Annotated in this window: 12 protein-coding genes; 7 read left to right on the top strand and 5 right to left on the bottom strand. The window is 63.0% G+C overall.

The genetic code is table 11. The annotated features are described in order from the left end of the window. Together H8A92_RS09750 and H8A92_RS09745 are read left to right on the top strand one after the other, a co-directional pair. A partial coding sequence (locus tag H8A92_RS09750; protein WP_229195604.1) for an alginate export family protein occupies positions 1-437 on the top strand: 437 nt, incomplete at its 5' end. A gap of 1 nt (position 438) precedes the next feature. Beyond that, the gene (locus H8A92_RS09745; RefSeq protein WP_229195603.1) at positions 439-1,116 is read left to right on the top strand and encodes a YoaK family protein; all 678 of its coding nucleotides are present in this window, start codon (positions 439-441) and stop codon (positions 1,114-1,116) included. Between the two features lie 104 nt (positions 1,117-1,220). On the opposite strand, the gene H8A92_RS09740 is transcribed toward H8A92_RS09745, so the two are convergent. Next, positions 1,221-1,856: an alpha/beta hydrolase gene (locus H8A92_RS09740; protein WP_229195602.1), complete on the bottom strand. Its 636-nt coding sequence runs from the start codon at positions 1,854-1,856 to the stop codon at positions 1,221-1,223. After that, entirely contained in the window at positions 1,853-2,791 is a 939-nt protein-coding gene (locus tag H8A92_RS09735; protein ID WP_229195612.1) for a ring-cleaving dioxygenase, read from the bottom strand. Before H8A92_RS09735 ends, H8A92_RS09740 begins: the two co-directional genes overlap by 4 nt. 124 nt (positions 2,792-2,915) lie before the next feature. Here H8A92_RS09735 and H8A92_RS09730 point away from each other — a divergent pair, with 124 nt between their 5' ends. Further along, positions 2,916-3,821, top strand: a complete 906-nt coding sequence (locus H8A92_RS09730) for a LysR family transcriptional regulator (protein ID WP_229195601.1) — start codon at positions 2,916-2,918, stop codon at positions 3,819-3,821. Position 3,822: 1 nt separating this feature from the next. After that, the gene (locus tag H8A92_RS09725) at positions 3,823-5,091 is read left to right on the top strand and encodes an adenylate/guanylate cyclase domain-containing protein (RefSeq protein WP_229195600.1); all 1,269 of its coding nucleotides are present in this window, start codon (positions 3,823-3,825) and stop codon (positions 5,089-5,091) included. A gap of 36 nt (positions 5,092-5,127) precedes the next feature. Here H8A92_RS09725 and H8A92_RS09720 read toward each other — a convergent pair whose 3' ends face one another. Together H8A92_RS09720 and H8A92_RS09715 are read right to left on the bottom strand one after the other, a co-directional pair. Beyond that, positions 5,128-6,252, bottom strand: a complete 1,125-nt coding sequence (locus tag H8A92_RS09720) for an alkene reductase (protein ID WP_229195599.1) — start codon at positions 6,250-6,252, stop codon at positions 5,128-5,130. A 47-nt stretch (positions 6,253-6,299) separates the two neighbouring features. Next, a complete protein-coding gene (locus H8A92_RS09715) occupies positions 6,300-7,508 on the bottom strand; it encodes an MFS transporter (RefSeq protein WP_229195598.1) in 1,209 nt (402 codons plus the stop codon). Between the two features lie 390 nt (positions 7,509-7,898). Here H8A92_RS09715 and H8A92_RS09710 point away from each other — a divergent pair, with 390 nt between their 5' ends. The 3 genes from H8A92_RS09710 to H8A92_RS09700 are packed head-to-tail and all read left to right on the top strand — an operon-like array spanning position 7,899 to position 11,957. Continuing rightward, a complete protein-coding gene (locus H8A92_RS09710; RefSeq protein WP_229195597.1) occupies positions 7,899-9,203 on the top strand; it encodes a cytochrome c in 1,305 nt (434 codons plus the stop codon). A 40-nt stretch (positions 9,204-9,243) separates the two neighbouring features. Next, entirely contained in the window at positions 9,244-9,732 is a 489-nt protein-coding gene (locus H8A92_RS09705; protein ID WP_229195596.1) for a (2Fe-2S)-binding protein, read from the top strand. Continuing rightward, positions 9,729-11,957 carry a molybdopterin cofactor-binding domain-containing protein gene (locus tag H8A92_RS09700; protein WP_229195595.1) on the top strand — a complete coding sequence of 743 codons (2,229 nt, stop codon included), beginning with the start codon at positions 9,729-9,731 and terminating at the stop codon, positions 11,955-11,957. The genes H8A92_RS09705 and H8A92_RS09700 overlap by 4 nt, the downstream gene beginning before the upstream one ends. Before the next feature lie 108 nt (positions 11,958-12,065). On the opposite strand, the gene H8A92_RS09695 is transcribed toward H8A92_RS09700, so the two are convergent. Then, positions 12,066-12,737 carry a TetR/AcrR family transcriptional regulator gene (locus tag H8A92_RS09695; RefSeq protein ID WP_229195594.1) on the bottom strand — a complete coding sequence of 224 codons (672 nt, stop codon included), beginning with the start codon at positions 12,735-12,737 and terminating at the stop codon, positions 12,066-12,068. Positions 12,738-12,823 lie beyond the last annotated feature (86 nt).

Below are 12,823 nucleotides of genomic sequence, written 5' to 3'. Positions count from 1 at the left end.
TGGGCATCCAGTTCGATGCTGCCTCTGGAGACCATCATCCTGGAGACGGCACGGTGGGGACGTTCAATCCGCTGTTCCCGAACGGCTACTATTTCACGCTCGCCGGCTACACGGGCTACGTGAACCTGGTCCATGTCAAGCCGTCCATCACCGTCAGTCCGGCGAGCAAGATGAAGGTGATGGGAGCCATCGGCCTGCAGTGGCGCGAAACGACGGCCGACGCCATCTACGTCCAGCCCAACGTGCCTGTTCCCGGCACCGCCGGAAAGGGCAGCAATTGGACCGGAGCCTACGGACAGCTCCGCGTCGACTACGCGTTCAACGATCACCTCACTGGCGCCATCGAAGCGGTGCATTTCGACGTCGGCGACACGATCATCCGCGCCGGTGGACACACCAGCAACTATCTCGGCGTGCAACTCCAATACGGTTGGTGAAATGCCACGGCAAATACTCCTGCTTCCGCTTCTGATGAGCCTGAATGCGGGTTTCGTCGATACCGCCGGCTTCCTCGCGCTCCAAGGGCTGTTCACCGCGCACGTTACCGGCAATTTCGTCACGTTCGGCGCGGCGATGGTGCTCGGCACGTCCGGCGCCCTCGCGAAACTGCTTGCGCTGCCGGTCTTCTGTCTGGTCGTGATCGGCACTCGGGTCTTCAGCTTCTTTCTGCCTGCGATCGGATTGCCGATCTTCCGCTCGATGCTCGCCCTCAAGGTAATGCTGCTGGCAATTGGCGCGGTCTGCGCCGTCCGTTTCGGACCGTTCGCGCAAGGTGATAGCTGGCAGGCGATCACCACCGGCATGATTCTGGTGGCCGCGATGGCCATTCAGAACGCCGCGCATCGCATCCACATGGGGACTGAGCCTCCGAGCACTCTCATGACAGGCACCACCACCCAAATCATGATCGACGTCGCCGACTTCATAAGGGGCGCGCCGGTCTCGGTACTGTCGGTGGCCAAACCGCGTATCGGTAAGATGGCCGCGAGCGTGACGGCATTTGCGCTGGGTTGCGCGGCCGGAGCAATTCTCTATGCGAAGCTCGGGACGTGGTGTTTTGTGATCCCTCCGTTGATCGCAGCGCCAGCCGTGTTCCTGGCGGCCGCCGAGCCATGAAAGCACGCGAGGAAGGGTTAGCCGAACTAACTAAACCAAGCCCGGTCGGCGGGCCAAAGGACGAGCTGTCCGAACGGCACGTCGACCGGGTCTGAGATCGATCGTCAGGAGACCGTTGCTTGATGCTTCGCTTCGGCTACCCACGCGCGGGCGAGGGTGATGTCGGCCTGCGAAAGCTGATGGCCAACCGGGAGGAGTCGATGGTCAACCTTTGCTCCCGCTGTCGACAGCATGCTGGCCAGCGCAGCCGCATTGTCAGCAGGAACGATTGGGTCTTGCCGTCCGGACAGGATCAAGACCGGCTTCCCGTCGAGATCCGCGGCAGGAGGGTCCGTCAGCGGGACCATGGCGCGCAGCAGGATCGCACCGGACAGCACCCGGGGCCTCATCAGGAGAAGCGCGGCGGCGATGTTGGCGCCGTTCGAGTAGCCCACGGCGAGCGGCGATCCGATGCCATACCGCCCCCGAGCGTCCTGGATGAACTCGCCAAGTTCAAGCGCGCGGTGGCGGACGTCTTCCTCGTCGAAGACGCCTTCCGCGAGGCGGCGAAAGAAACGTGGCATCCCGTTCTCGAGAATGCGGCCGCGAGGCGACAGGAGCGGGGAGTCTGGCGAGATCATGGCACCGAGGTGCAGCAGATCGTTCTCGTCGCCGCCCGTGCCGTGAAGGAGCAGCAAGGGCGGCGCGCCCGTCCGACCGCCAGGTTCGAAGCGATACGTGAATGGAGGCCTTGTGGTCATGACGCGGCTCCTTGAAGCTCGGGCAGAACACCCTCGATTTCCTTGCGGTGCGGCTCGAGGAAGCTCGGCAGTTTCAGGTCGCGGCCGAGCGTTTCGACCGGTTCGTCCACCGCAAACCCTGGAATATCCGTCGCGATCTCGAACAGCACGCCGCCCGGCTCCCGGAAGTAGATCGATCGGAAGTAGTTGCGATCCTTCTGTTCGGTGGGATGCAGTCCGTGATTGCTGATGAGCTTCTCGGCCATGTCCCCCTGTTCGGCGTCGTCCTTGGCACGGAATGCGATGTGGTGCACCGAGCCGCGGCCCTGCCTGCCGCGCAGAAAGCCTTTCGCCTCATAGATGTCGACCACGTTTCCCTGCGCGTCGCCCGGCGCCTTGAACCGGATTACGGAGCCCTCCCGCGCGGTCTCGCGGAAGCCGAACATGCCGGTAAGAACCTTGGCGGTCCTGGTCGCGTCGTCGAGCAGGAGGGTGACGCCCTGGAAGCCGCGGATTGCATGCTCCGCCGGTACGTCGCCGTTGCTCCATGCCGGTTCGTCCTCGGCGCCGGGGATACCGACGAGCGCAAGCGCCATGCCGTCCGGGTCAGAGAAGGCGAGCACGGATTCGCCGAAGCGCTTTTCGAGCGCCTCGAACTTGATGCCCTTTTCCAGGAAGCGCCGGGTCCAGTAACCCAGCGAGCCCTGCGGGACGCGAAAAGTCGTTTGATGGGTTTCACCGACACCGCGGCGTCCCTCCGGCGCCCCTTCCCAGGGGAAGAAGGTGAGGATCGTGCCTGGCCGGCCGGCCTCGTCCCCATAATAGAAATGGTAGGTGGCGGGATCGTCGAAATTGACGGTCTTCTTGACGAAACGCAGGCCGAGGTCCCGCGTGTAGAAGCCGAAGTTCTTCTGCGGGTCGCCTGCGATGGCGGTGACGTGATGGATGCCTGACATCTTGCCCTCTGGGTTCGAGAGAGCCGCTTGGCTCTGCCTCGACATATCGGATGGCTTTGAATCGAGAACAATCCATGCTCTTGTGGCGTCTCTGTCTACAAATTGGCGACAATCGGGGTCTGACATGGACAAGTTGGCCTGCCTGAAGGCCTTCGCGAAGGTGGTGGAAACCGGGAGTTTTTCCGAAGCGGGCCGCCAGTTGCGCCTGTCCAGGTCCGCCGTCAGCAAATACGTCGCGGAACTGGAGGAGAGTCTTGGCGTGCAGCTTCTGAACCGCACGACCAGACACGCGAGTCCGAACGAGAACGGTCAGCTCTATTTCGAGCGAGCGCTGGTGATCCTCTCGGAGCTCGATGCCGCCGATCAGGCGGTTACGCATTTGCAGTCGACGCCACGCGGCCTTCTGCGCATCAATGCGCCGATGTCCTTCGGCACGATCAGACTGGGGCCGGCGCTCGCCGACTTCATGACCAGATATCCGGAGATGCAGCTTCAGCTTGTGCTGAGCGACGACCTCGTCGATCCGGTCCAGGATGGATTCGATGTGACGCTCCGGATTGCCGAGCTCGAATCGTCCAGTTTGATCGCCCGGAAGATTACGCCGATGCCGAGAGTGGTCTGTGCTTCGCCGGACTATCTCAAGCGGCACGGTACGCCCCATCACCCGCAAGACCTCCGTGATCACGTCTCGCTGACCTACGGCTTCCTGCTCACCGGCAATCAGTGGAAGCTGACCGGCGCGGATGGGGAGCACTGGATCCAGCCCGCCTGGTCTCTATGCGTCAACAACGCGGAGGTGCTGCGCGACGTCGCCGTCAAGGGAAGGGGCGTGGCGTTGATACCTGAGTTCATCGCCGGAGAGGCACTCCAGCAGGGACGATTGAAGGCGATATTGAACGACTTTTGGGCGCCGCCCCTTACGTTGTACGCGGTCTATCCGCCGACCAGACACCTGTCAGTGAAGGTGCGGCTCTTCATCGATTTCCTCGTCGAACGCTTCGGCCGTGAAGTCGATAAGCGAGGGAACTGAAATGGCTTCCGAGACTTCCGATCCGCCGCCTCGATCCTATCCCCCGTCGGTGTCGTTCGTGCGAAGAGCCGGCCCGATCGCTGTCGCCGTCGGCAGCACGGACACTTTCGCCGAGATCGAGAACTGGCTGCTGGAAGAGGCCTCTGCCGAGAGGCAGATGATTGAGCTCCTCGTCAAGCTGATCCGTCTGATGATGGCCGCCCGCTCTTCGGTCGATCGACTAACCCTGCACATCGGAACGCTCCACCCTCAGCTCGCGGGGTTCGCGTGGGTCTGGAACGCTGAGGATGGTTTCTGCGACGAGGTGCGGGTCGGTGACGCGGCGGTCGACTCCGATGCCTACAAGCTCAATCCGCTGCAGCGCATTGTGGAGACCGGTGAGACGATCCGGCGAACGCCGAATCAGCCGTCGGCGCAGGCGGAATTTCCCATCATGATCGAACTCGCGGCAGCCGGCATGACCGATTACGTGGCGATTCCCTTATCCGGTCTGGATACACGTAACGTGATCACCATCGCGACGAAAGCGGCCGGCGGTTTCGCCGAGGCGGAGATAGATGCCTTGACCCGCCTCTTCAAACTATTCGCCTTGCACGTGCAACGGCACAGCGAGTTGAAGATCTCCGAAAACGCGCTGGGTGCCTACCTTGGTTACGGCGCCGCCGCCAAGGTGCTCGAAGGCGCGATCAAACGCGGCGCAGGAGACTCGATCCGCGCCGTGATTTGGGTCTCGGATCTCCGAAACTTCACGAAAATGTCGGACGTGCTGGCCCCGGCCGACATGCTGGTGCTGCTCAACGCTTACTTCGAGGCGATGGTGAGCGCCGTGGCCGCTCACGGCGGCGAAATTCTCAAATTCATCGGCGACGGAATGCTCGCCGTCTTTCCGGTGACGGTCGGAGCCGCCGAAGCGTCGCGCGCGGCCGTCTCGGCGGCGAGGGAGGCGATTGCCAGACTCGAAGCGGCCAATCGGAACATCCGTGTCGCATCCGACGCTGAAGGCCGCGCCTTGCTGCGGGCAGGCATCGTCCTTCACGAAGGTGAGGTCTTTTTCGGCAATATCGGCGCTCCAGACCGCCTTGACTTCACGGTCATCGGCGCGGCCGTCAATGAGGCCTGCCGCGTGGAAGCGCTCACCAAAATCATAGGCCGGGACTTGCTCATGACAGAAGCCGTCGCCCGACATCTCTCTCATGATGCCGAGCATCTCGGTGAGCACCAGTTGCGGGGCGTCTCCGCCCGGATGTCCGTGTACGGAATGGCGGGCTAAAGGATCCGCAGGCCTGCCAGTTCCGCGGTTCGGCCACTAAGCTCGTTCCGCGGTCTCTCTGCTGTCAGTGTCGAGTGTCGGATAGTCGAGATATCCGGAATCCGAACCGCCATATATCCCGAACGGCTGCGGCGAGCTGTAGGGGCCGCCAACTCGAATTCGCGCCGGAAGGTCCGGATTTGCCAGAAAGAGACGGCCGAACGCGACCGCGTCCGCCTCTCCGGTATCGACGATCCGCGCGGCATGCTCGGGGGTGATGCCCGCATTGACGATGAGGGGCCCGCGATAGTGTCCACGGAATATCGACAGCATCCTTTCGTAGTCGGGCGCACCGGTCCAGGCGTTGGTGTCGGCAAGGTGTAGGTATGCAAGCCCGGCAGTTCCCAGCCAATTTGCGAGTTGGCCATAGGTATCCTTCGGTTTCGGATCCCGAACACTGTTGTAGTCGGCGAAGGGCGATAGCCGCAGTCCTATCCGTGAACGCGGCACGACATCGGAAATCGCCGCGACGATTTCCAGAAGCAATCTGGATCGTCTTTCGGCGCTACCGCCATAGTCGTCGGTTCGCAGGTTAATCGTCGGGGACAGAAACTGGTGGATCAGATAACCATTGGCGCCGTGGATCTCGACCCCGTCGAACCCCGCGCGAACGGCGTTGGCGGCCGCTAGTCGGAATTCGCTCACGACACCCTGGATCTCCGCAGGGGTCATTGCGCGCGACGACGTAGCGGCGATCCGCACGTATGAGCCGTTGGCGAGGAGCGCCCATACCTGCAGCCGATCCAGATCGTCGTTCACGCCCGACGGAGATAGCGGTTGTCTGTCGGACAGCAGGCCACGCGCGCTCGCGCGCCCGGCGTGCCAGAGCTGCGCGACGACGCGTCCCCCTTCTTTGTGGATCCGATCGACGACCGCTTTCCATCCTTCGGTCTGCTCCTCCGTCCAGAGACCGGGCGTCCGGTCAAAGGCGCGGGACATCGGTCCCACGTTCACGCCCTCGGTCACGATAAGGCCGGCGCTCGCCCGCGCTGCGTAATACTCCGACGCGGTGGGATTGATGATGCCGCGCTCGTCGGCGCGCGAGCGCGTCATCGGGGCCATTACTATTTTGTTTTTAAGGCTAAGATCGCCCAACGCGGTCGCATGAAAGAGACCCGCCATGTGTCTCGCTCCTTCCAGTTTCAAAATGGTCCATTCAGAGAGTGACGTCAGTGATGTGATGTCTCGCCGGCCCGGGACAAAACCGTCGGTAGCTGCAAGAGCAGACCCGCTGTCGCAAGCGCGGCCCCGTATCCACAAACGCCGAGCCATGACAGGTGTGTATAAGCCCAACTCGCACCGAGCGATCCGAGAGAACCGCCGACGAACATCGCCGTCATGAATACGGTGTTCAGCCTGCTTCGCGCCTCGGGACGCAGGGCGAAGATCAGGTGCTGATTTGAGACGAGCGCTGCGTTCACGCCCGCGTCGAGCAACACGACGCCCACGACCAATCCCGCGACGGCGTTCCAGCCTCCAAAAATAACCCAGGAGGAGAGCGAGACCGCGGCAGCGATCGCAATCACGAGATGAGGCCCCCGCTTGTCGGCTACGCGACCTGCCAGCGGCGCGGCGAGCATTCCCGATGCGCCGATGATGCCAAACAGGCCAGCAATCTCGGGACCGAGTCCAAATGCCGGTTCCCGCAGATGGAGAGACAAGACTGTCCAGAAGGCGATGAAGGAGGCGAACAGCATCGCTTGCGTCGCCGCCGCCAGTCGAAGCGCCGGCTCCTCGACGAGCAGGTGGACGAGCGAGCGCAGCGCGGCAGGGTATCCGATACCTTGCGGCGCATGGTGGCGCGGTAGGATCAGGCGGACCAGCACGGCGGCGCCGAGCGCCAAAGGCGCGCCGAGCCAGAACATCTCGCGCCATCCGAAGTGCGAGCCGACGAAGCCGGCTATCGTGCGGCTGAGGAGAATGCCGCCCAGAATTCCGCTGACCACCGTTCCGACTGCCGCGCCTCTGGTCCGGTCGTCGGCAAGCGTTGCGGCAAACGGGACGATCTGTTGGGCCACGGTGGCCGCCACACCCAGCATGAGCGACGCCGCAATCAACGCGAACGTAGACGGGGCGATCGCCGCGAATGCGAGAGCCGCTGCCAGAACAACGAACTGCGCGGCGATGAGGCGTCGCCTTTCGACCAGATCTCCTAGGGGCACCAGGAACAGGAGGCCGACGGCGTAGCCGAATTGCGTGGCCGTGGGAATGAGACCGATTGCCGAGGAATTCGGGTAGCTCGCCTCGATCAGGCCCAGCAGGGGCTGATTATAATAGATGTTCGCGACCGCGATCCCCGCGCAGACCGCCATAGCGAACGTGCGTGCGCGCGTGAGTTCGGCGGTCTGTTGGTCCGTCGTAATCGTTGACGTCGACATGGCGGCAAATCCTCGTTTCGTCGGCACGCAGTCTCGGTTCGATGCGCCCGGCTCTTGACCTCAAGCAGGATCGAAAGTTAATTATCAATCGATAAATAGCAAGATGTCCTCGAAAATGGATGGCTCCCATGAGCGTGTGCTTCATCGGCGCGGGACCGCGACGACGTTGGCGATCGCCGCCATATCACCTTGCCTGTACGTTCGTTTTTCAGACGTGAGGGTCTTGATCGATCCTTACGTTGCGGATGAACGGACGTATTGGATTCCGTACGCGCGCTTTGGATTGGTTCGTCGAATTGTGATCGGGGGTTTGTGCAAGTCGCGCATGAAACGGAAAAGAAGACGCCCGGACCCGCCTGATATGGCATTCGTATCCAGGAGGGGAGGGCGATGAAGCTGAGGTTCGTTCTGCTCGCACTGCTTGCCATCGGGACGTTCGGTGGGACGGCTGCACTTTTGTATGCTTGGGAATCACCGATTGCTCCGATCGATCCGAGGTCGCTGGGCGCACCAGATCGTGCCGTGCTGCGCCGTGGAGCGAGCCTTGCCCTCCTTGGCGACTGCGCGACATGCCATACCGCGCCCGACGGACTCCCGTATGCTGGAGGGCTTGCGATGCCGACGCCCTTCGGAACGATCTACTCCACGAACATCACGCCAGATCCGGAGACGGGCATCGGGCGATGGTCGGAGCAGGCGTTCATTCGCGCTCTGCGGTCCGGTGTCGATCGCGAAGGACGCCACCTCTATCCAGCTTTTCCGTACGACCATTTCACGCGCGTGTCGGACGACGATGCGAAGGCGTTGTACGCCTTCTTCATGTCGCTCGATCCGGCCAAGTCGTCGGCACCACCGAACGAGCTTGCTTTTCCCCTCAACGTCCGTCTGACGTTGGCCGGCTGGAAGCTTCTCTTCCTCCGTCGGGCGCGTTTCGTCGCCGATCCGTCGAGGGACGAGAAATGGAACAGGGGCAAGTACCTGGTCGACGGACTGGGCCACTGCGGCGCCTGCCATTCCCCTCGAAATCTTCTCGGCGCGGAAATGAAATCGGCCGGTTTCGCAGGCGGCGAGGCCGAAGGCTGGCGCGCCTATGCGCTCGGTCGAAGCTCGCTATCGCCAGTCGCATGGGACGAAGCCGCCCTCGCGGACTATCTCGCAAGTGGCTCGCATCCCCTGCATGGGACCGCTCAGGGGCCTATGGCGAACGTGGTCGACAATTTGTCCCAGGTCGATCCCGCGGACGTCGGCGCAATGGCCCACTATCTCGCCTCTCTCGGCAAAGGCGAGGGGCGGAATGATGCGGAGCGGCCTGCTTCGGGCCCGGGGCGCCTGCCGCAAGCCGCCGGTGTTCAGGCGGCGACGCCCTCGATCCCGTCCGAGCCCGGCGGTGCGATCTACGCCACCGTCTGTGCATCGTGCCACGATGGCGGCAGACCCTTGCCGCTCGGCGGCTCGAGACTCGATCTCTCCACCGCGGTCGCAGACGAGAAGCCCGCTAACCTGATCCATCTGGTGGTGCGGGGGATACCGGCGGCTGCCGGCGCTTCCGCGCATCCCATCATGCCCGGCTTCGGCGATATCCTTGACAACCGGCAGATCTCCGATCTCGTCAACTACTTGCGCACCCGGTTTGCCGGAAGGCCGCAATGGAATGGGTTGGCCAAAGCGGTTGCGGAAGCAAGAGGCGGCCGGTGAGTTGGACCGAACAAGGATACAGGAGGCTCGGCGAAGCAGCATGACAACCCTGATCGTCAACGGCGAGAGCCGATCCATCGCGGCGAGCCCTGACACGCCGCTGCTTTACGTCCTCAGGGACGAACTTGGTCTGTGCGCGGCGAAATTCGGGTGCGGGCTCGGCCAATGCGGAGCCTGCACGGTCATTGTGGATGGCAAGGCTGTGTTCTCCTGCGTGACGCCGGTGATGGTATTGGAGGGACGGACGGTCACCACGCTGGAAGGAATCGGGAGCCGGGACGCTCCTGGCCCGATGCAGCGCGCCTTCATCGCCGAACAGGCCGCACAATGCGGATACTGCATTCCCGGCATGATGATGCGCGCCCAGGCACTGCTCAATCGCGATCCGCAAGCGACCGACGAGTCGATCAGAGCGGAATTGCAGCCTCATCTCTGCCGATGCGGAACGCACATGCGTATCCTGCGCGCGATCCGGCGCGCCGCAGATGAGATGCGGCCAAAGACAGTCGAGGCGAGGACAGGTCGATGATGCAGGCTGTCTCTCGACGCAGCGTTCTGGCCGGCGCCGGCGCGCTCATCGTCGCCTTCCGGCTCTCCGGGACGCACGCACAGACCGAAACCGGCACGGGCGGAAGTCCCTCGAAGCACGGCCTGCCAGGAAGTCTCGACGACACTCCGAGGATCGACGCGTGGATCCGCATCGACGCGTCCGGTGCCGCAACGATCCTCACCGGAAAGGCCGAGCTTGGGCAGGGCCTTAAAACAGCGCTTCTTCAGGTCGCGGCGGAGGAGCTGAAGTTGCCGCTAGAGCGGCTATCGTTGGTCACGGCCGACACGGCGCGGACGCCCAATGAAGGCTACACGGCCGCCAGCCACTCGATGCAGGACTCCGGCACCGCGATTCGGAATGCGGCGGCGCAAGCGCGCGAACTACTCCGGGACGAAGCGGCTCGCAGACTCGCCGTGCCTTCCACCTCGCTACAGGTGCGCGACGGCGAGGTGTTCGGGGCCGATGGCAAGCGGCTCGGCTATGGTGAATTGGTTCGCGATCAATTGCTGTCGGTCGACGCCGGTCAGACTTCGCGCCTGACCTTGCCGGCAGACTTCACCGTGATGAGTCGGCCCGTTCCAAGGGTCGATATTCCGGCCAAGGTGACGGGTGGAGCGGCGTACGTCCACGATCTGCGCCCCGAAGGGATGCTGCACGGTCGTGTCGTTCGCCCGCCGAGTTATGGCGCTACGTTGCGGGACTGCGACGTCGCGCGGGTCGAGCGGATGGCCGGGATCGTCAAGGTCGTGCAGGACGGCAATTTCCTCGGCGTAATCGCGGAACGCGAGTGGGCCGCAGTGCAGGGAATGCGAACTCTTGCGGCCACGACGAATTGGATCGAGCGCGAGGCACTGCCGGACGAGGCGGATCTGCCGGCCGCACTGATGAATCTGCCATCGCGCGACACGACGATTCACGGCACCGGAAATCCCGGCGCGCCGGGGATCCTGGTCGAAGGCACCTTCAGCAGGCCCTATCTCACGCATGGATCGATCGGACCGTCGTGCGCGCTTGCGCAACTCGAGGAAGGAAAGCTCACGCTTTGGACCCATACCCAAGGTGTGTTCTTCCTTCGGGATGCGATCGCCGGCATGCTGCGGATGCCCGCCGAGAACGTGCGCTGCGTCCATGCGGAAGGCGCCGGATGCTACGGCCACAACGGTGCCGATGACGTTGCGGCCGACGCGGCGATACTCGCCGTCGCGGTGCCCGGGCGGCCGGTCAGGGTCCAACTGATGCGCGAACAGGAGCACGCATGGGATCCGTTCGGACCGGGCATGGTGGTCAAGCTGAAGGCGACAGTCGGCGCCGACGGCGCGATCGCCGATTGGCACCACGAAGTTTGGAGCCAGTCGCACATGATGCGGCCCGGCCCGCCGGGGACGCTGATTGCCGCCCGACTGAAGTCGGCCCCCTTTCCGCCCGCGCCACCCGTCGCGCTTGCGCAGCCGGAAGGCGGCGGCGACCGGAACGCGATTCCGCTCTACGCGATCGCGAACTGCAAGGTAGTCAGCCACTTCCTGCCCGACATGCCCTTGCGCGGCTCGTCCATGCGCTCCCTGGGCGGTTATCTCAACGTCCTCTCGATCGAGAGCGTCCTCGACGAATTGGCAGCGCGCTCGGCGCAAGACCCCGTGACGTTTCGACTTCGGCACACCGAAGATCCTCGAGCGTGTGAAATCATCGAAACGGCCGCATCGCGCTTCGGTTGGACTACGCGGGTCAAGCGTTCCGAGAGCACCGGATTCGGGTTTGGCTTTGCGCGTTACAAGAACCTCGAGGCTTGGTGTGCGGTGGCCGTCGAGATAGACCTTCCGCGCCAAAGCGGCATCGTTCGCGTCCGTCGCGTCGTGGCGGCGGTGGACACCGGGCAGGTCGTGAACCCGGATGGCGTCCGCAACCAAATCGAAGGCGGCATTTTGCAGTCGATAAGCTGGACGCTTTTCGAACGGGTGACGTTCGATCGCACCCGCGTCACCTCGGTAGATTGGTCAGCCTATCCGATCATGCGGTTCGACAGCGTCCCGGAGTCGGTCGAAGTCCACCTGATAGATCGGCCCGGCGATGCCTTTTATGGTGTCGCCGAGGCGGCGCAAGGGCCGGCCGCGGCCGCGATTGCCAACGCGATCAGGGATGCAACTGGCGCTCGAATGCATGAACTTCCATTCACTGCCGCCCGGATCAAGCGCGCCATTGCGGCCTGACCGGAAGTAGTGATTTGGAGGTTTGAAGGCGTGGTAGAAGTACGGCGCACCAATACATCCACGGCTTCCAATTCACTTTTAACAAGGCTGCAGACGTGCCTCCCGGACCTAGACCAGTGCTTTGGCCGGTAGAACGGGGCGAATGCCATTCAGGAACGTCGCTATTTTTGCGTCGATGATTGAATTGACGTCCGTTTCGAGGGGCATCGAGTAGATGAATTGACGCACTCCGAGGTAGAAGATCGCCGCGTGCAGTCCCCACACCATCTCGATTTCGAGAACGGTGACTGGGAGTTCGTCAGTCGATGGGCGTCCATACTCGACCCTGATTTCCTCGATCACCTTTTCGAACGCGCGCTCGCGCAGCATTTTGAGATAGCGGGCATTCAATCCGAGATCCTTCAGGCCGGCGAACATGAACAGGCGGATCCACTCGTAGGTGAGGATGGCCTCGGCGTATTCGCGATAGAAATGGACCAGCCGCGCCTTCAGAGGGACCGAGCGATCAGTGATGACTTTCTCCCAAGATGGTTTCCAGCGTTCGACGAAAACGTCCTGATAGACCCGCTCGATGAGAGCTTCCTTGCTCGGGAAGTAGCGATAGAGCAGGGGCTGGGTAATGCGCAGCCGCTTTGCGAGTTCGCGGGTCTGCCCCTCGAACCCGTACTCGGCGAAGAACGAGACGGCTTCCCGCGCGATGATGGCTTCCCGCTCGGACGGGTCCAGCCTCTGCTGCTCTCGGATCGGCGTTCGGAGACGCGCTCTGCTGGGCTGCTTCACACCTGATTCGCCAGTTTGAATGCTTTTGGCACTTCTACACCGATTTGCCACCGCAGCCGATCGGCCGCGGCACCATCACGTTTTGT

Source organism: Bradyrhizobium acaciae (assembly GCF_020889785.1).
GTDB lineage: Bacteria > Pseudomonadota > Alphaproteobacteria > Rhizobiales > Xanthobacteraceae > Bradyrhizobium > Bradyrhizobium acaciae.
Note: the sequence above shows the minus strand (reverse complement) of the source record. Positions and strands in the feature narration are given on the sequence as shown.

Bases quoted from the DNA above. Each gene is read 5' to 3' on its own strand.
- H8A92_RS09720 (WP_229195599.1), bottom strand. From the start codon at position 6,252: ATGGCGGGTCTCTTTCATGCGACCGCGTTGGGCGATCTTAGCCTTAAA.
- H8A92_RS09735 (WP_229195612.1), bottom strand. From the start codon at position 2,791: ATGTCAGGCATCCATCACGTCACCGCCATCGCAGGCGACCCGCAGAAG.
- H8A92_RS09715 (WP_229195598.1), bottom strand. From the start codon at position 7,508: ATGTCGACGTCAACGATTACGACGGACCAACAGACCGCCGAACTCACG.
- H8A92_RS09710 (WP_229195597.1), top strand. From the start codon at position 7,899: ATGAAGCTGAGGTTCGTTCTGCTCGCACTGCTTGCCATCGGGACGTTC.
- H8A92_RS09705 (WP_229195596.1), top strand. From the start codon at position 9,244: ATGACAACCCTGATCGTCAACGGCGAGAGCCGATCCATCGCGGCGAGC.
- H8A92_RS09730 (WP_229195601.1), top strand. From the start codon at position 2,916: ATGGACAAGTTGGCCTGCCTGAAGGCCTTCGCGAAGGTGGTGGAAACC.
- H8A92_RS09700 (WP_229195595.1), top strand. From the start codon at position 9,729: ATGATGCAGGCTGTCTCTCGACGCAGCGTTCTGGCCGGCGCCGGCGCG.
- H8A92_RS09725 (WP_229195600.1), top strand. From the start codon at position 3,823: ATGGCTTCCGAGACTTCCGATCCGCCGCCTCGATCCTATCCCCCGTCG.
- H8A92_RS09740 (WP_229195602.1), bottom strand. From the start codon at position 1,856: ATGACCACAAGGCCTCCATTCACGTATCGCTTCGAACCTGGCGGTCGG.
- H8A92_RS09745 (WP_229195603.1), top strand. From the start codon at position 439: ATGCCACGGCAAATACTCCTGCTTCCGCTTCTGATGAGCCTGAATGCG.